Origin of the sequence: Actinomadura chokoriensis, from assembly GCF_039529475.1 — a bacterium.
Lineage (GTDB): Bacteria > Actinomycetota > Actinomycetes > Streptosporangiales > Streptosporangiaceae > Spirillospora > Spirillospora bangladeshensis.
On sequence record NZ_BAAAMW010000032.1, the window covers coordinates 41,912 to 58,083 of the forward strand.

Sequence of the window (16,172 nt, forward strand, 5' to 3'; positions counted from 1 at the left end):
GAGGCCGTCACGCGCGAGAGCGGTACCGATGCCTGCCGCACAGCGGGCTCGACCGACGTCCCTCCGCGCCCCGCCCATCGCCCACCGACCCACCCCCGTAAGGGTGACCTGCAGGAATAGACCCCTGCCGCCGCGCCCACCGCCAACGGGCTGGCGTGTCCGGTCCGTGGACCAGCAAGCCGGACGGGCCGTGTCCACACGAAGCGCGGGCGCCGACCCCTATCCGGACGTCGGGAACCCATCGCGGCGGGTTGTTCTTTGGGCGGCTTGATCCGGCCACCAGGGGTGGGGGACAGCGTTCGGTGAGCGTGGTTGGCTACGACTATCCCGGCAACCGGGCGGGGCCGATCAGAGCCTTGGGGAGTGACGTGGACGCGACCGAACCTCGGATGCCCGCGACCTCGGTGGAGGTGGACGCCGTTCAGCGGACCGCCAGGATCGCCGGTGTCTGGTTCATCCTCACCTTCGTCTTCTCGATCCCGGCGGTGCTGCTGTACGACCCGGTCCTCAACGACGCGAACTACATCCTGGGGACGGGCGCGGACACACAGGTGCGGGTGGGAGCTCTGCTCGAGATTCTGACCGCCGTTGCGAACATCGCCACCGCGGTCGTGCTCTTCCCGATCCTGAAACGGCAGAGCGAGAGCATCGCCCTGGGGTACATCGGCGTGCGGGTCGTGGAATCGACCGTCATCGTGATGGGGATTGCCACCGTGCTCGCCGTGGTGGCGTTGCGGCAGGACGTGGCGGGCGGGGGCGGCGCCGATGCCGTTGGGCTCGGCCGGTCACTGGTGACGCTGAAGGATCAGACGTTCCTGCTCGGTCCTGCGTTCTGCGCGGGCTTGGGGAACGGACTGCTGCTGGGTTACCTGATGTACCGGTCGGGCCTGGTGCCGCGCCCCATGGCGCTCATCGGGCTCGTTGGAGGGCCCATCGCGTGCGTCACCGCGACCGCTGTGCTTTTCGGCGCCTATGACCAGCAGTCCCCGGTGAATTTCCTGTTCACGGCGCCAGAGATCGTCTGGGAAGCGTCGTTGGGCATCTGGCTCCTCGTCAAGGGCTTCCGTCCCGTCGCCCTCATCACTGCGGCGGCCATGGAGGGCGACCAAGGCCCCCGCACGGCGTGACAGGCGCTCACTGTCCGCATTGAACTCTTGGCGTGGGGTGGTCGGGCCGGCGGTGTAGCTCGCGTCCGGGCTGTTCTCATTATCGAGAATGATAACGTGAGGGTGTGAGCATATCCAAGGAGCGCTGGGCGGAGCTGGCGCTGCATCCGGTGCGGATCCGGATCCTGCGGTCGGTCGCGGGCGGGCGCCGCACCACGCGTGACGTCGCGAACCTGCTGCCGGACGTCCCGCAGGCGACGCTGTACCGGCACCTCGCCGCCCTGGTCAGAGGCGGTCTGCTGGACGTGGTGGAGGAGCGCAGGGTCGGCGGCGTCGCCGAGCGCGTCTTCGCCCTGCCCCCGGGCGGCGCGTCGCTCGAAGGGGACGCGCTGGCCGCGGCGACGCCCGGCGACCACGAGCGCTACTTCACCGTGTTCGTCTCCAGCCTGCTCGCCGAGTTCGCCCGCTACCTGGCCCGCGAGCGGGTCGACCTGGTCGCGGACGGGGTCGGCTACCAGCAGGTCGTGCTGCACCTGGACGACGCCGAGTTCGCCGAGTTCGCCCGCGGCTTCGGCGAACTCGTCCGGCCCCTGCTCGGCAACGAGCCGCGGGAGGGGCGGGTGCCGCGGCTCCTCGCGACCGTGCTCATGCCCATTGACCCGACGCCGAACGACGGCGCCGGCCCCTGAGACGGGCCGGCCGTAGAGAAAGGCCATGCCATGGCGGAAGTGACGATCGCCGAGAACAGCGTCGACATCGAGTTCGACGCCTGGGAGCGCCTCTGGACCGGGCGCGGGCGGGTGACCGTCCCGCTCGCCGCCATCACCCGGGCCGCTCGCGTCGACGCGCCGCTGCGGGCGGCGCGCGGGTCCCGGCGGGGGCTGGCCGTCTCGGGCTTCGCCAAGATCGGCATCTGGGGACTGCTGCGCGGCCCGCGGCTGCTCGTCTCGGCGCGCCGCGGACGCCCCGGCCTGCACCTGACGCTGAACCGCGCGATCAGCGGGGACGAGTTCGACGGCATCGTGCTGTCCCACCCGGACGCGTCCCGGCTCGCCGGCCGCATCCGCGCCGCCGCGGGGGTGCGGACGTGACGGGCGGGCTCCGCGTCGAGGCCACCGGCCTGACCAAGCGGTTCGGTGACGTCACCGCCGTGGACGGGGTCGGCTTCACCGTCGAACCCGGCCGGATCACCGGATTCCTCGGCCCGAACGGCGCCGGGAAGACCACGACGATGCGCATGATGGTCGACCACGTCGCCCCCACGTCCGGCTCGGTGACCATCGGCGGCAGGCGCTACCGGGACCTTCCGCGTCCCACGTCGACGGTCGGGGCCGCGTTCGGCGCGGGCCCGTCCCACCCCGGTCACTCGGCCCGCGCGCACCTGCGGGTGTACGCGGCGATGGGCGGCCACCCCGACTCCCGCGTCGACGAACTCCTCGCGCTCGTGGACCTGGCCGGAGCGGCGCACCGCAGGACGGGCGGCTTCTCGACCGGCATGCGCCAGCGGCTCAACCTGGCGACCGCGCTGCTCGGCGACCCCCGGGTGCTGCTGCTGGACGAGCCGGGCAACGGCCTCGACCCCGCCGGGACGGCCTGGCTGCGGTCGTTCCTCCGGCACCTGGCCGGCGAGGGCCGGACGATCCTGGTCTCCAGCCACGTGCTCGGCGAGGTCCGGCGGCTGGTCGACGACGTCGTGATGATCAGCGCGGGGCGCGTGGTCGCGTCCGGTCCGCCGGCGGACGTGGCCGGCGCGGCGCCGGCCGTGCTCGTCGCCTCTCCGGACGCCGACGCGCTTGCCGGCGTGCTGGCCCGCGAGCCCGCCGGCGGGCCCGCGCCGCGCGTCGAGGCCGCCGGGCCGGGACGGCTGCGGGTGCACGGGCTCGACGCGGCACAGGTCGCCGATGTGGCCGCCGCGCACGGGGTCCGCGTCCACGGGCTCGCCACCGAGGAACCCGACCTGGAACGGCTCTTCTTCGAGTTGACCGGAGGCGCGTGATGGCAAGGCTGCTCAAGGGAGAGTTCCGCAAGCTCCTGGCGACCCGAGCGTGGCTGCTCGTCCTGCTGGCGGGCGGCCTTCTCGGCGGCGGGCTCGTCGGGATGATGACCCTCGTCGGCCCCGAGAACTTCGACCCCCCGATGCCGGGACTGGACACCGAGGAAGGCGTGCGGGGCGTTCTCGGCATCCTCGGATACACCGCGTTCGTCCCGGCGGCGATCGGGACGCTGGCCATGACGTCGGAGTACCGGCACCGGACGGCCGACGTCACCTTCCTCTTCGAGCCCCGCCGGTGGCGGGTGCTCGCCGCGAAACTACTGGCCCACGGCGTGGCCGGCGCCGCTTACGGGCTCGTCCTCGCCGGCACCGCCGCCGCGGGCTTCTTCGGTGCCTCCGCCGTGCGCGGCGTGACGCTGGGAATGCCCGCCGCCGACATCGCCGGAGTCCTCGCCCGAATCGCGCTGGCGATGGCGGCCTACATGCTGCTCGGCACCGGCATGGGCGCGCTGATCCGCAACCAGGCCGCCGCGCTCGTCGTGGTGATCGGCTACCTGTACGCGGGGGAGATGGCGCTGCTGGTCATCCCGGGCGTCCGGGAGGTGTACCCGTGGCTGCCCGGCGGCGCGACCGCCGCGCTGACCGACTTCACGGCCGTCACCGACGCGATGTCCGAGCAGCTGTCCGCCGACCCGGTCCACCTGCTCTCGCCCGCCTCGGGCGCGCTGCTGCTGCTCGCGTACACCGCGCTGGCCGCCACGGCCGCGATCGTCCGCCCGATGCGCCGCGACATCACCTGAGCGGCGCGGCCGTTGTCGCCCCGCACAATGATCGCCGGGAAGATTTGAGGGCCTGCCAGTTCATCCCCGTCCGCTCGGACATCATCATGACGGGCGTCACGTCCATCCCCCCCGCCGGGGCCATCCGACAAGGATCGTCATGCGCACCCCCCGTACGTCCGCAGTCCTGCTCGGCGCCGCCCTGCTGGCCGGCGCGCTGACCGCACCGCCCGCCCTCGCCGACGCCCCGGACCGTGCGCCGGTCGCGGCGCGCCCGGCACTCGCGCCGCGGCTGGACACGGCCTCCAACTTCCGCGATCTCGGCGGCTACGCGACCGCCGACGGCCGCCGCGTCCGCCCCGGCGTCGTCTACCGCTCCAACTCCCTGGCCCACCTGTCGGCCGCCGACCAGCAGACGCTGCTCGGCCTCGGCATCACCTTGGACGTGGACTTGCGGAACTACCGGGAGCGCTCGGACGACCCCGACCTGCTGCCCGCCGGGATCGCCTACAAGGTCGCCGACGTCGAAGACCTGACGCATGGGATCTCCTTCGCCAACCCGGCGCTGGGCAGCCTGCTGTACGGGTTCCTGATCGGGCTGGTGACCGGGTCGTCCAACCTCGGCCAGTCGATCGCCTACCCGTTCATGGTGGACTTCAGCGGCGCGAGCCGCGCCTACCACGACCTGCTCACCTCCATCGCCGCCAACCCCGGCGCGACGGTGTTCCACTGCACCGCGGGCAAGGACCGGACCGGCTGGGGCGCGGCGGTGCTGCTGACGATCCTGGGCGTCCCGAAGGCGACGGTCTACCAGGACTACATGGCCAGCAACACCTACCTCGGCCGGACGGACGCCGTGGAGTCCGCCTGGCTGGACGAGGCGTTCCACGAGGTCGACCGGGCCTACGGGAGCTTCGACGGCTACGTCCGCGACGGCCTGAAGCTGAGCGACGCCACCGTCGCGGCGCTGCGCGCCCGGCTGCTGACCGCCTGACCCGCCCGGAGCCGTCGCGCCTCCGTCAGGCGTGCGGCCGGCGCGAACCGGGGGGACGCCGGCGGACGGCCGCCTCGGAGAGGTCGAGCAGCAGCCGGTCCGGGTCGTGCCGGTCGATCACCGCGCCGATGTGGCGGCGCAGGTCCTCGGAGGCGGCCGCGTCGAGTTCGCCGCGCAGGCGCAGCTCGGCCGTGGAGTCGTGCGGACGGACGTCGACCGCCACCAGCAACGCGCCCCCGGCGTAGGAGACGGTTGTCGACGCCGCCGGCCCGCCGGGCCGCGATGCCGAGGTGGACGGGTGATCGTTTGCCGGGGTCACAGAGCCTCCAAGAGCGCGGGGATCTCCGGGACCGGGCAGGGTCAGGGGCCGGACCGAGGTGGAGCGAACGCGGCGCGCCCGTCCGCAAAGGGGACGATCGAGAGCAGCTGCTCCTTCTGGTCGATGAGCATGATGCCGGCCCCGTCGTAGCCGAACAGCCGGTCCACCGAGCTGACCACGCGCTGCAGGGCCCGCGCGACGTCGGTCTCGTGCGGGGTTCCGCGCAGCCGCTCAAGGCTGGCGCCCAGCGCTTCGACGTCGATATGCATCATGATCCACATCCTTGGACGGCCGGCCCGGGGTCACTGGGGTACGGACGCACTACGGCCGACCGTGATCGTGCGCTTCTGGGTGCGCCGCGAGCCTGGCGACCAGGTCGGCGGCCGTGTCGGCCAGGTGCTCGCCGAGCGCGATCTGCCCGCCCGTCCATGTGCCGGGCCTGCGCCGGTAGAAGTCCAGCGCACCGATGACGGTGCCGTCGAGCCGGACGGGAACCGACAGCACGGCGCGCACCGGCGCCGCTCGGCGGGCCGGCTGCGCGTACGCCGGGCCGGCCCCGTCCGCGAGATCGTCCACCGCCACGGGATGATCGGCGGCCACGGACTCCCGGGTGGGGCCGGCCCGTTCGAACTCCTGGGCGTACTCCAGCTCCAGTCCGTCGGCCGTGGACCCGCCCACGGCGTGCAGCCCGTTCGCCTCGCCGGCCAGCATCAGGGCCGCGCCGTCCGCCGCCGAGAGCGCCGCCATCGAGCACAGCGCGCGGGACAGCCTGCCGGCCGCCGAGGCCAGCCGCCGGCTTGTCTCGGCGGTGGTGGGGTGGTCCGGCATCCGGCCGTCTCCGGGGTCGCCGCCGTCAATCGCCACGAGGGTCCTCTCGCAGATCATTTGCGCCGATCCGCGGACACAGGGCGGAACCTGGACTCACCCTACCCGGCTCTCCGCCGGTCAAGGGACGCGCCGAGAACTGCCGCAGTGGCAGATCACGCGGTCGCGGAACACGTGCGCCGTGAGATGGTCGATTTCGCGGGCCACCTTGATGAGAAGGCATGAGTTCCGGCGCTCGACCTGGAGCCGAATGCGGCCATAATGGTCGTGTCACGATTCTTCAAGAGTCGTATTCTCGCCTCGTGCCGCGTCCATCGCCGTAATCGGCCTCCCGTTTCATCAACTCTACCCGCAGACCATGCGAACAATCTTATGTGACGTCGACATGGCCTCTGGCCTGGGCGAACCCGTGTCCAGACCCGGTGAACCCGCGAGATTGCGGCGGGGCGCGAGCCCCGCGTGCGGCGTCGGACGGTTCCTTGCCTTCCGGCAAGTGTCCTTTTGCGGTTAAGGTGGAGTGAGAGGGTTGGCTCCTCGTTTGGCGGCTTTGCTCAGGAAGGGACGTGGTCCGCCGCTGCCTCTCACAGTGATGGAAATCACCCAAAGCACAGATGGTCCTCAGGACGTTCTCGACCCGGCGCTGGGCCGCGCCCCTTATCCGGTGCTCGTCGTGGACGCGACCGGATCCGTGGCACGACTCAACGGCGCGGCCCGCTCACTGCTCGGCATGATCCCCGGTGGGATGCCGACCGACCGGGCGCCGGGATGGCTGGCCGAGGCGCACCGCGCGCTGGCCGCCGCTCCCGCCCCCGTCCGCGCTGGGGCCGCCCCCTCCCTGCCGGAGCCGGCCGCGCACGGCTCGATCGGCGACCGCTTCTTCGCCGCCCATGCGGTGCCGGACGGAGACCCCGCCGGGACGGTCTGGTGGCTGTTCGACGTCACCGAGAACCGGCGCCTCGAACGGGAGCTGGCCGCCGAACGCGAGCGGACGTCGTTCCTGGCCGACGCGTCCGGCCAGTTGCTCACGTCGCTGAACCTGGAACGGTGCATGGAGGTGACCGTGCGGCTGGCCGCGCGGCATCTCGCCGATGCCGCGTTGGTGATCGCCCCCGGATCCGGGCGGTCCCATCCCGTCTCCTACTGCGGCCCGGACGGTGAGGTCCGGCACCAGGAACTGCTCGTGGACCCGGCGGACGTGCCGGGGCTCGCGGAGGCGATGCAGGGGTTCCCGCCGGTGCCGTCGCGCTGGATCGATCCAGCCGCCGCACCGTCCTGGGTCGCCCGCGAGGACCTGGGCGAGCTCACCGCCATGGTGGTGACCGCGCTGCCCGGGCACGGCGTCCCGGCCGGGGCCCTGGTACTGCTCCGGCGGGGCGGAGGCTGCGCGTTCTCCGACGGCGAGGAGACGGTGGCGCGCCTGTTCGCGGCGCGAGCCGGTGCGGCCATGTCGGCCGCCCGCGTGTACGCCGAGCAGGCGTCCATCACCGACACGCTGATGCGCGAGCTGCTGCCGCCGCGCACCATGCGGCTGCCCGAGGCGGAACTGGCGGCCCGGTACCGGCCCTCGGGCGACGGCGAGCTGGTCGGAGGCGACTTCTACGACCTGCATCCGGCGGCCGGCGGTCCCGGCGCGGCGCCGGAGTCGCTGGTGGTCCTCGGGGACGTGTGCGGCAAGGGGCTGGAGGCCGCGGTCCTCACCGGCAAGATCCGGAACACGCTGCGCGCCCTGGTCCCGCTGGCCGGAGACCACCAGCGCGTGCTGGAACTGCTGAACGGGACGCTCCTGAACAGCGGCTCGACCCGGTTCGTCACCCTCGTGCTGGCCTCGCTCCGGCAGGAGGGCGGGCGCGTGCGGCTGCGGCTGACCAGCGCCGGCCACGGCGCTCCGCTGATCGTCCGCGCCGGCGGCGAGGTCGAGTCCGCCGACACGCGCGGCTCGCTGATCGGGGTGCTGGAGGAGATCACGTCCACGACCGCGACGGTGCTGCTGGAGCCGGGCGACACCTGCCTGCTGTACACCGACGGCATCACCGAGGCGGTCGGCGGCCCGCTGGGCGACGAGATGTTCGGCGACGAGCGCCTGCGCGCCGAACTGCGAGGCTGCGGCGGAATGCCCCCGGAGGCGCTGGTCGAACGGGTGCACATGCTCGCCGCCGAATGGGTGGGCGCCGGGAGGCACGACGACATGGCCGTGATCGCCATCACCGCGCCGCGGCGCCACCACCTCAGTGCGGTCGGGGGCCAGGGGCCGGGGAGGTTCACCGCGTGACCCCCGCCGCGGAACAGCCGCCCGCCGGGCTCGACGCGCGGACGAGAGAGCTCTGGGACGCGGCCGTCGGCGGCGACGAGTACGCCGCCGCCGACGCGGCGACGGCCGCCCTGGACGAGGGGACCGACCCGGAGGCCCTGCTGCTGGACGTCATCGCACCGATCCAGGCCGGGGTGGGACGCGAGTGGGCGGCGAACCGGCTCACCGTCGTCCAGGAGCACACCGCCACCGCGATCAACGAGCGGGTGATCGGGACGCTGGCGCACCATCCGGCCGTCCGCGGTGCCATGGAGCGCCATCGCGCGGCACCCCGCGGACGGGTGGCGGTGGCGTGCATCGACGGCGAGTGGCACGCGCTGCCCGCCCGGATCCTCGCCGAGGTGCTGCGGCTGCGCGGCTGGCAGGTCGACTACCTCGGCGCCCAGGTGCCGACGCCGCACCTGATCTCGCACGTGCACCGCACGAACCCGGCGGTGGTGGCGCTGTCGTCCTCGATCGCCACCCGCCTCCCGGCCGCGCACGCCGCCATCACCGCCTGCCAGGCGACCGGGACCCCGGTCATGGTCGGCGGCGCCGCGTACGGGCCGGGCGGCCGGTACGCCGCCCTGCTCGGCGCGGACGCCTGGGCCCCCGACGCCCGCGCCGCCGCCGGCCGGCTGGCCGGGGGGCCGCTCCCCAAGCCGCCGCCCGTCCACCAGGCCGTCGACGACCTTCCGCACCTCGCCGACCAGGAGTACGCGCACATCACGCGGACGGCGCCGGGGCTGGTGCGCCACGTGCTGGCCGGACTGGAGTCCCGCTTCCCGGCGATGGCGGACTACACCGACCGGCAGCGGCGCCACACCGCCGAGGACATCGCCCACATCGTCGACTTCCTCGGTGCCGCCCTCTACGTGGACGACCCGGAGCTGTTCACCGGATTCGCCGGCTGGATCGCAGGCATCCTGACCGCCCGCGACGTGCCCGCTCACAGCCTGCGGCCCGCCCTGGACCTGCTGGCGGAGCAGCTCGCCGACTATCCCCGCACCACGGATCTGCTGTCCCGTGCGCTCGATCGGCTTCTGAACCTGACGGGGACGATGCACCATCTGACCGGCGAGGCGGCGGCGGTGCGCGAAGGGCGCGACCAGGAGCTTCCGCAGCAGTGACGCGCGGCGCGCGTGAGGCGCTGACCGGCTCGCAGCGTCATCTCTCCGCGCCCGTTTCGGAGGCGGGGCGCGGGCTCGCTCGATCCGTCCGGCCGGCCTCGGCGGCGCGGGTGATGCCCCGGCACATGCCTCCGAAGACGCGGTCGTGGAAGGGCCGGAACGCCCACCAGTAGGCATGGCCCGCCAGCCCGCGCGGATGGAAGAGCGCCCGCTGCTCCAGCAGGCTGCGGCCGTCCTCGCCGCTCACCCTCAGTTCGAGCCAGGCCAGGCCGGGCAGCCGCATCTCGGCCCGCAGCCGCAGCAGCCGGCCCGGTTCGATCTCCTCGACGCGCCAGAAGTCCACCGCTTCCCCGATGCGCAGACGGCGCGGGTCCCGGCGTCCGCGCCGCAGCCCGACGCCGCCCACGAGCCGGTCGATGACGCCGCGCGCCCGCCAGGCGATCGGGAAGGAGTACCAGCCGCGCTCCCCGCCGATCCCTTCGACGACGTCCCACAGCCGCCCCGGCGGAGCGTCCGCCCGGCACGATCGTTCGTCGGTGTAGAGGCTGCCGCCGGCCCAGTCCGGGTCCGTCGGCAGCGGGTCGCTCGGGGCCCCGGGGGTGCCGGCCGACGACCAGCGCGTGGCGACCTCCGCATCGCGGACGCGGCGCAGTGCGAGCTGGACCGAGCGGTCGAAGCCGGTCGGCCCGTCCGGCGGTGCCGGGACGTACCGGCTGATGTCGTTCTCGGTGCACACGACCTCGTTGCGCAGCGACTCCACCAGCGGGCGCGCGAGGCCGCTGGGCACCGGGGTGATGGCCCCCACCCACAGGCTCGACAGGGACGGGCTCAGCAGCGGGACCGGGATGATGACGCGCCGGTTGAGCCCGGCCACGGCGGCGTACCGGCGCATCATGCCGGCGTAGGTGAGCACGTCCGGCCCGCCGATGTCGAAGCCGCGGCTCACCTCGGCGGGCAGGTCCGCGGACGCCACCAGGTAGTGCAGGACGTCCCGGATCGCGATGGGCTGGATCCGTGTGCGCACCCACCGCGGCGTGACCATCACCGGGAGCCGCTCGGTGAGGTGGCGGAGCATCTCGAACGACGCCGAACCCGAGCCGATGATCACCGCGGCGCGCAGCCACACCGCCGGCACCCCGCTGCCGAGCATGATCCTGCCGACCTCGGCGCGGGACTGGAGATGCGGGGACAGTTCCTCCTCGGGGTCCATGCCGCCGAGGTAGACCAGCCGCCGCACTCCCGCATCCCGCGCCGCCTCGGCGAACGTGAGGGCCGCCCGGCGGTCGTTCTCGGCGAAGCCGCCCGCGCCGCCGATCGCGTGGATCAGGTAGTAGGCGACGTCGACGCCGTCCAGTGCGCGCCGGGTGGCCTCCGGATCGGCGGCATCGGCCTCCGCGATCTCCACTCGTCCGGCCCAGGGGTGATCGCGCAGCCGCCGCGCCGAACGGGCCATGCACCGCACCCGGTGGCCGGCGTCCAGGAGTTCGGGGACCAGCCGCCCTCCGATGTAGCCGCCGGCTCCCGTCACCAGGCACGACTTCCGATCGTCCGCGGCCCGCGCGCGTCCCGGCACGGCCGGCGCGTCGCCGCCGTTGGTCATGCTCCCCCCTCGGTCGGACGCTGCCTACCCGGGCTCCGGCGGACACAAGCGCACGCTGACCTGGACTTTGCCGTGGTCGATGTCCGCGATGCGCCATCAGTTGCCGAAGACCTGGCAACCCCTCGTCCACCCTGTGCTCTGCGGGGACTGCCCGGCCGCGCGGCGGGTACCGCCAGGCGCATGAACGGCAAGCGTGACGACGATCCCGACGTCGGTGACAAGGTCACGTGGCGCAGCCACGGCTCCACGGCCGAGGGAGAGGTGGAGAAGAAGATCACCGATCGGCGCGAGGAGGCGGGCCGTACCGTGGCGGCTTCGCCCGAGGAACCGCAGTACGCCGTCCGCAGCGAGAAGAGCGGAAAGAAGGCGGTGCATAAAGGCTCGGCGCTGCACAAGAGACGGAAGGGGCCGAAATGAGCGCCGACGACCATCGAGGACTACGCGCACATGAACAAGGTGGTCGGCTACGTCCACCGCCACCTGGCCCAGCGCCCGTCCGGCGACGTCCGGGACAGCAAGTGGCGCTACTCACTGATGAACTGGGGCCACGACCCGCTCAAGTAGTCGCCGCAGGAGGAGGGACCGAACTGCCGGACCTGCTCCGCGGTCCTTGATCGGTCCCATGGCCGTTCGGCCGCGCAGCTCTCGTTTCGTCGGAGGACGGGGTTCACTCATGCGTCAGTTTTGAAGCAGTTCGTCTCGGGGGAGTCCCGTTCGCCCAGTTGCGATGGCCGGGCAGGGACGTTAGCGCCGGTGTCGCGGGACGTTGGGCTCTGCTGGTGCCGTGCGGGCGGGTTCGACTCTGAAGACCTCAGCCGAATCGATGGAGGAGGTGCGTCATGCGAGCGTTGGTGTACCACGGTCCTGGGAGCAAGGCGTGGGAGGAAGTGCCCGAGCCGCGGATCGTCGAGGACGGCGATGCGATCGTGCGCGTCGACGCGGTGACCATCTGCGGGACGGATCTGCACATTCTCAAGGGCGATGTCCCGGCGGTGACCGACGGCCGGATCCTGGGGCATGAGGCGGTCGGGACGGTCGAGGCGGTCGGCGCGGGTGTGCGGACGGTCAAGGCGGGCGATCAGGTGCTGGTGTCGTGCATCACCGCGTGCGGGACCTGCCGGTTCTGCCGGGAGGGCCGCTACGGGCTGTGCGTGGGCGGTGGCGGGTGGATCCTCGGGCACACGATCGACGGGACGCAGGCGGAGTACGTGCGGGTGCCGTTCGCCGACACCTCCGTGCACCCGCTGCCGGACGGTGTGCCCGCTCAGGACGTGCTGATGCTGGCCGACATCCTGCCGACCGGGTACGAGGTCGGTGTCCTCAACGGCGCGGTCCGTCCGGGCGATGTCGTCGCGGTCGTGGGCGCGGGCCCGATCGGGTTGGCGGCGATCATGGGGGCGCGGCTGTTCAGCCCCAGCCGGGTCATCGCGATCGATCTGGCCGACAGCCGTCTGGAGGCGGCCGAGCGGTTCGGCGCCGATGTGACGGTCGACAACTCCCGGCAGGATCCGCTCGCGGCCGTCCGGGAGCTGACGGGCGGGCTGGGCGCGGACGTGGCGATCGAGGCCGTCGGGGTGCCCGCGACCTTCGAGGCGGCGGTGGCGCTGGCCCGGCCGGGCGGGCGGATCGCCAACATCGGCGTGCACGGCGGCCCGGCCACGCTGCATCTGGAAGAGCAGTGGATCCGCGGCATCACGATCACCACGGGGCTGGTGGACACCTCCTCAACGCCCACCCTGCTGCGGCTGGTCGCCGGCGGGCAGCTCGACGCCGGGCGGTTCATCACCCACCGCTTCCCGATGGAGGAGTTCAGCAAGGCCTACGACGTCTTCGGCGACGCCGCCGACACCGGCGCGCTCAAGGTCGTCCTGACCCGCTGACCCAGCGATGGAACCTGCGGCCATCCCCGTGGTGGCCGCAGCTCCCCGCCTCCGCCTCCGGACGAGGACGGTTGCTGGGCTGGGAGTGGGCCAATGAATGTGAACGGATGGTTCAGGAAGGAGGACGGATGCCGGCTCCGATCGTCGTGGGAATCGATGGCTCCGCGCATGCGTGGCGCGCACTGGACTGGGCGGCCGACCGCGCCCACCGTCGTCATCTCCCGCTGCTTCTGGTACATGCCTCGCGTGCCTTCCTGGACGAGGGGATGATCCCGCAGGATGCACTGCGTCGGCTGGTCGCCGAACGCGAGGATCTGCTCGCCGAGGGCCGCCAGTACGCGCTGAAACTCCATCCGGGGCTCGACGTCGAGACGCGGCTGGTGTCGGCCGACCCGGGCCGGACGCTGGTGGAGGAGAGCGAGCACGCCGACCTGGTGACGGTCGGATCGCGCGGGCAGGGCGGCTTCGAGGGCCTGCTGTTCGGCTCGGTCGGCCTGTACACCGCCGCGCACGCCCGCTGCCCGGTGCTGGTGGTGTCGCGGTCGGCCCCGTACCCGTCCGACGCGCCGGCGGAGATCGTGATCGGGATCGAGGGGCTGGACGACGAGCGCTCCTCCATCGAGTGGGCGTTCAAGGAAGCTGCGTTCCGCATTGCAAGGGTGCTGGCCCTGCATGCGGTGGGCGGGGAGTTCTCCCCGCGCCGCCGGGTGATCGAGGACCTGGAGCTGTCGGAGTCCCTGGCCGGCTATCGGGAGCGGTACCCCGATGTCGTGGTCGACTGGCTGATCTCTGACCGGACACCCGCGCAGGCGCTGGTGGAGGCGTCGGAGAATGCGGCTCTGGTCGTGGTCGGCGCCCGCCGCCGGCGCGCGCCCCTGGCCGGGATGGTGCTCGGCCGGATCAATCACACGGTGCTGCATCACGCGCGGTGCCCTGTCGTCGTCGTGCCCGACCGTGGCTGAGGTCGTCACGGGTCTGTGCAAGTCAGCCGTTGAAGGAGCGAAAAGGAGGCGTTGATCATGTCCAATCCGATCGTCGTCGGCGCCGACGGCTCGGCGCCGTCCGAGCACGCGGTGGCCTGGGCGGCCGATGAGGCGGCCCGGTACAGGAGCGACCTGAGAATCGTCCACGCCATTGAGAAATGGCCGTTCGACGTGCCGCTGACCCTCGCGCCCGGTGAGGCGGGCTCGCTGTCCCGCACGGGCAGCGAGGTGCTCGCGGGCGCCGAGCGCATCGCCCACGCCCGCCGGCCCGAGGTGCAGGTGAGCGTCGAACTGGCGTCCGGACGGACCGTCCAGGTGCTGGCCGAGCACTCCAGGGAGTCGTTCGAGCTGGTGGTGGGGCACCGCGGCCTCGGCGGGTTCGCCGGGCTCCTGCTGGGATCGGTCGGGCTCGGAGTCGTCCGGAACGCCGCGTCCCCGGTGGTCCTCGTACGCGGCGAGCCGGCGGCCGAACGAGGCGAGATCGCCGTGGGCATCGGCCTCGGAGACGATTCCGCGGCCCTGGAGTACGCCTTCCGGGCCGCCGCGGCACGCAACGCCAGACTGCGGGTCGTGCACGCCTGGCCATTCCCCGAAGCGCTGGACGAGCCCGGAGCGGGAGCCGACCTGAGACGCATCGAGGAGCGGGCACGGTGGCGCGTCATCGAGGCGCACGCCCCGATCCGCAAGCGCCACCCGCGCGTGGACGTCGTCGAGGACATCGTCCAGGACAACCCCGCCGCCGCCCTCGTCACCGCGTCCCGCGACGTCGACCTGGTGATCGCCGGCACACACTCGCGCACGGGCCTGCCGGCGGCGCGCAGCCACGCGGTGACGCACGCGCTCATCCACCACGCACACTGCCCGGTCGCGGTCGTCCCCTGTCCCACCGGGGTGTGAAGCCGACGCGCCGCTGGCTAGGGCCGGTGCTCCGGCCTAAACCGGCAGAAACCCGCTGGACACGCTTGTTCAGTGGGAGCGTATGTCCTGAGCAGCGCCGGGGCCGTCCTCGTCAAGGCCGCGGCCCGTGGATCGCGGGTGGTCTTTCGTCCCCATCCTGGTGTCCTTCATGGCACCGTGCTCCACCTTCGCCGGGACCGACGGCGGAGGCCAATGCCATGGGGTCAGATACCGTTCGTCCCTCCTGCGGGTGATGCCAGATCTTCGCCCGGGCGCGGTCTTGGCCGGCGCTGGGGGCGACGAACACGACGGGGCAGGGGGCGTGGCGCAGGCAGGCAGCCCGGACCGGCCCGATGACGTCGGTTTCGGCAGAGTCCCAGCGGTGGCCGCCCAGAACGAGCAGGTCCGCCCCCGCAGCGCGATCGAGGAGGGCGCGCGCGGGCTCGCCGACGGCCAGTTCTTGACGAACCGGGACCCGAGGCGCGTGCCCGAGAACTGCGGCAACGTCGGCTGCAAGGGCGCACCGCGCCTGTTCGTATTCCCGGTCGGGTGCAGGAAGTCGAGCCGCCCCCGCGTAGGGCGCCATCCAATCGCGCCGTGCCCGCCACGAACGGACGGCCACGATCTCGGCATGCCGAAGTTCCGCCTCGGCGGCGGCCCAACGCAACGCCTCAAGCGACGCCGCCGATCCGTCCACCCCTACCAGGATCAGGTGAGGGCCGGAGAAATGCGCCATCGTCCTCATCTCACTTCGAGCGCGAACGGGGACGGAGGGCATCGAACCGAGTCCTCGGTGCGATGCCCTCCGCCTGCCGGTCTCACTTCTCGACGGTGATCCGCTTGGCCTCGGCCTTGGCGGCCTTGGGCATCGGCACGCGGACGGTGAGGATGCCCTTGTCGTAGGACGCCTTGATGGCGTCGATCTCGGTGGCGGCCGGGAGGGTGAAGGACCGGATGAAGGAGCCGTAGTGGAACTCCGACCGGTGGCCCTCCTTCTTCTCCTCGTGGCGCTCGGCGTGGATGCGCAGGACGCCTCCGGTGACGGTGATCTCGACGTCCTTGTCAGGGTCGATACCGGGCAGCTCGGCGCGGATGACGTGGTCGCCCTCGTCGATGTAGTTCTCGACCCGCATGGCCTGGCCGGTCCCGGTGCGGAACACGGTGAACGGCGACTCGATCCAGTCGAACAGTTCGGGGAAGATGCCGCGCGTTTCGCGCCGCTCCAGTGCGCTCATGGTGCCTCCCTCGGCTCGGATCTGAGCGACACCCACGGGTGAGGGGCATGGTCGGCATCCGGATGCTTCCGCTCCTCATCGGTGGGATGCACCTTCATGTTTCCGCCGGAAGCGGATCGTCCATACGGCCATGAGTCACCCGCG

The 16,172-nt window shown here is 72.5% G+C and carries 19 protein-coding genes; 13 read left to right on the forward strand and 6 right to left on the reverse strand.

Annotated features, from left to right (window positions below; genetic code table 11):
- Window positions 1-368 precede the first annotated feature (368 nt).
- The 6 genes from ABFX46_RS39035 to ABFX46_RS39060 all read left to right on the forward strand — a co-directional run bounded on the left by ABFX46_RS39035 (window position 369) and on the right by ABFX46_RS39060 (window position 4,872).
- Window positions 369-1,127, forward strand: a complete 759-nt coding sequence (locus ABFX46_RS39035; protein WP_346049040.1) for a DUF4386 domain-containing protein — start codon at window positions 369-371, stop codon at window positions 1,125-1,127.
- Window positions 1,128-1,231: 104 nt separating this feature from the next.
- Window positions 1,232-1,795 (forward strand): helix-turn-helix domain-containing protein, encoded by a 564-nt coding sequence (locus ABFX46_RS39040; protein ID WP_346049041.1) that lies wholly within the window; start codon window positions 1,232-1,234, stop codon window positions 1,793-1,795.
- A 30-nt stretch (window positions 1,796-1,825) separates the two neighbouring features.
- Entirely contained in the window at window positions 1,826-2,197 is a 372-nt protein-coding gene (locus ABFX46_RS39045) for a hypothetical protein (RefSeq protein WP_346049042.1), read from the forward strand.
- Window positions 2,194-3,102, forward strand: a complete 909-nt coding sequence (locus tag ABFX46_RS39050; RefSeq protein ID WP_346049043.1) for an ABC transporter ATP-binding protein — start codon at window positions 2,194-2,196, stop codon at window positions 3,100-3,102. The genes ABFX46_RS39045 and ABFX46_RS39050 overlap by 4 nt, the downstream gene beginning before the upstream one ends.
- A complete protein-coding gene (locus ABFX46_RS39055) occupies window positions 3,102-3,899 on the forward strand; it encodes an ABC transporter permease (RefSeq protein WP_346049044.1) in 798 nt (265 codons plus the stop codon). Before ABFX46_RS39050 ends, ABFX46_RS39055 begins: the two co-directional genes overlap by 1 nt.
- Window positions 3,900-4,038: 139 nt before the next feature.
- Window positions 4,039-4,872: a tyrosine-protein phosphatase gene (locus ABFX46_RS39060; RefSeq protein WP_346049045.1), complete on the forward strand. Its 834-nt coding sequence runs from the start codon at window positions 4,039-4,041 to the stop codon at window positions 4,870-4,872.
- A 25-nt stretch (window positions 4,873-4,897) separates the two neighbouring features.
- Here ABFX46_RS39060 and ABFX46_RS39065 read toward each other — a convergent pair whose 3' ends face one another.
- From ABFX46_RS39065 to ABFX46_RS39075, 3 genes are read right to left on the reverse strand one after another with little or no spacing between them, the layout of a single operon-like run.
- The gene (locus ABFX46_RS39065; protein ID WP_346049046.1) at window positions 4,898-5,191 is read right to left on the reverse strand and encodes an STAS domain-containing protein; all 294 of its coding nucleotides are present in this window, start codon (window positions 5,189-5,191) and stop codon (window positions 4,898-4,900) included.
- A gap of 41 nt (window positions 5,192-5,232) precedes the next feature.
- Window positions 5,233-5,463 (reverse strand): hypothetical protein, encoded by a 231-nt coding sequence (locus ABFX46_RS39070; RefSeq protein WP_346049047.1) that lies wholly within the window; start codon window positions 5,461-5,463, stop codon window positions 5,233-5,235.
- A gap of 49 nt (window positions 5,464-5,512) precedes the next feature.
- The gene (locus ABFX46_RS39075; protein WP_346049048.1) at window positions 5,513-6,055 is read right to left on the reverse strand and encodes a GAF domain-containing protein; all 543 of its coding nucleotides are present in this window, start codon (window positions 6,053-6,055) and stop codon (window positions 5,513-5,515) included.
- 550 nt (window positions 6,056-6,605) lie between these two features.
- Between ABFX46_RS39075 and ABFX46_RS39080 the strand changes: the two genes are divergently transcribed.
- Window positions 6,606-8,285, forward strand: coding sequence for a SpoIIE family protein phosphatase (locus ABFX46_RS39080; protein ID WP_346049049.1), 1,680 nt, complete (start codon window positions 6,606-6,608; stop codon window positions 8,283-8,285).
- The gene (locus tag ABFX46_RS39085; protein WP_346049050.1) at window positions 8,282-9,433 is read left to right on the forward strand and encodes a cobalamin B12-binding domain-containing protein; all 1,152 of its coding nucleotides are present in this window, start codon (window positions 8,282-8,284) and stop codon (window positions 9,431-9,433) included. The genes ABFX46_RS39080 and ABFX46_RS39085 overlap by 4 nt, the downstream gene beginning before the upstream one ends.
- 37 nt (window positions 9,434-9,470) lie before the next feature.
- On the opposite strand, the gene ABFX46_RS39090 is transcribed toward ABFX46_RS39085, so the two are convergent.
- A complete protein-coding gene (locus tag ABFX46_RS39090; protein ID WP_346049051.1) occupies window positions 9,471-11,033 on the reverse strand; it encodes an SDR family oxidoreductase in 1,563 nt (520 codons plus the stop codon).
- Window positions 11,034-11,213: 180 nt separating this feature from the next.
- On the opposite strand from ABFX46_RS39090, the gene ABFX46_RS39095 reads away from it, so the two are divergent.
- From ABFX46_RS39095 to ABFX46_RS39115, 5 genes are all read left to right on the forward strand, one after another.
- Window positions 11,214-11,450, forward strand: a complete 237-nt coding sequence (locus ABFX46_RS39095) for a hypervirulence associated TUDOR domain-containing protein (RefSeq protein WP_346049052.1) — start codon at window positions 11,214-11,216, stop codon at window positions 11,448-11,450.
- 12 nt (window positions 11,451-11,462) lie between these two features.
- Window positions 11,463-11,597, forward strand: a complete 135-nt coding sequence (locus ABFX46_RS39100; protein WP_346049070.1) for a DUF3140 domain-containing protein — start codon at window positions 11,463-11,465, stop codon at window positions 11,595-11,597.
- A gap of 275 nt (window positions 11,598-11,872) precedes the next feature.
- Entirely contained in the window at window positions 11,873-12,913 is a 1,041-nt protein-coding gene (locus ABFX46_RS39105) for a zinc-dependent alcohol dehydrogenase family protein (RefSeq protein WP_346049053.1), read from the forward strand.
- Between the two features lie 128 nt (window positions 12,914-13,041).
- Window positions 13,042-13,875 carry a universal stress protein gene (locus ABFX46_RS39110; protein WP_346049054.1) on the forward strand — a complete coding sequence of 278 codons (834 nt, stop codon included), beginning with the start codon at window positions 13,042-13,044 and terminating at the stop codon, window positions 13,873-13,875.
- Window positions 13,876-13,932: 57 nt separating this feature from the next.
- A complete protein-coding gene (locus ABFX46_RS39115; protein ID WP_346049055.1) occupies window positions 13,933-14,793 on the forward strand; it encodes a universal stress protein in 861 nt (286 codons plus the stop codon).
- A 112-nt stretch (window positions 14,794-14,905) separates the two neighbouring features.
- Here the strand turns inward: ABFX46_RS39115 and ABFX46_RS43665 are convergent, their stop codons facing one another.
- Both ABFX46_RS43665 and ABFX46_RS39120 read right to left on the reverse strand, forming a co-directional pair.
- Window positions 14,906-15,571, reverse strand: coding sequence for a universal stress protein (locus tag ABFX46_RS43665; protein WP_428831363.1), 666 nt, complete (start codon window positions 15,569-15,571; stop codon window positions 14,906-14,908).
- Between the two features lie 40 nt (window positions 15,572-15,611).
- Window positions 15,612-16,028 (reverse strand): Hsp20/alpha crystallin family protein, encoded by a 417-nt coding sequence (locus tag ABFX46_RS39120; RefSeq protein ID WP_346049056.1) that lies wholly within the window; start codon window positions 16,026-16,028, stop codon window positions 15,612-15,614.
- Between the last annotated feature and the right edge of the window lie 144 nt (window positions 16,029-16,172).

Excerpts from the sequence above, each read along its gene's own strand:
- ABFX46_RS39045 (WP_346049042.1), top strand. The coding sequence starts at position 1,826 with ATGGCGGAAGTGACGATCGCCGAGAACAGCGTCGACATCGAGTTCGAC.
- ABFX46_RS39055 (WP_346049044.1), top strand. The coding sequence starts at position 3,102 with ATGGCAAGGCTGCTCAAGGGAGAGTTCCGCAAGCTCCTGGCGACCCGA.
- ABFX46_RS39060 (WP_346049045.1), top strand. The coding sequence starts at position 4,039 with ATGCGCACCCCCCGTACGTCCGCAGTCCTGCTCGGCGCCGCCCTGCTG.
- ABFX46_RS39070 (WP_346049047.1), bottom strand. The coding sequence starts at position 5,463 with ATGATGCATATCGACGTCGAAGCGCTGGGCGCCAGCCTTGAGCGGCTG.
- ABFX46_RS39080 (WP_346049049.1), top strand. The coding sequence starts at position 6,606 with ATGGAAATCACCCAAAGCACAGATGGTCCTCAGGACGTTCTCGACCCG.
- ABFX46_RS39090 (WP_346049051.1), bottom strand. The coding sequence starts at position 11,033 with ATGACCAACGGCGGCGACGCGCCGGCCGTGCCGGGACGCGCGCGGGCC.
- ABFX46_RS39095 (WP_346049052.1), top strand. The coding sequence starts at position 11,214 with ATGAACGGCAAGCGTGACGACGATCCCGACGTCGGTGACAAGGTCACG.
- ABFX46_RS39105 (WP_346049053.1), top strand. The coding sequence starts at position 11,873 with ATGCGAGCGTTGGTGTACCACGGTCCTGGGAGCAAGGCGTGGGAGGAA.
- ABFX46_RS39110 (WP_346049054.1), top strand. The coding sequence starts at position 13,042 with ATGCCGGCTCCGATCGTCGTGGGAATCGATGGCTCCGCGCATGCGTGG.
- ABFX46_RS39115 (WP_346049055.1), top strand. The coding sequence starts at position 13,933 with ATGTCCAATCCGATCGTCGTCGGCGCCGACGGCTCGGCGCCGTCCGAG.
- ABFX46_RS43665 (WP_428831363.1), bottom strand. The coding sequence starts at position 15,571 with ATGCCCTCCGTCCCCGTTCGCGCTCGAAGTGAGATGAGGACGATGGCG.
- ABFX46_RS39120 (WP_346049056.1), bottom strand. The coding sequence starts at position 16,028 with ATGAGCGCACTGGAGCGGCGCGAAACGCGCGGCATCTTCCCCGAACTG.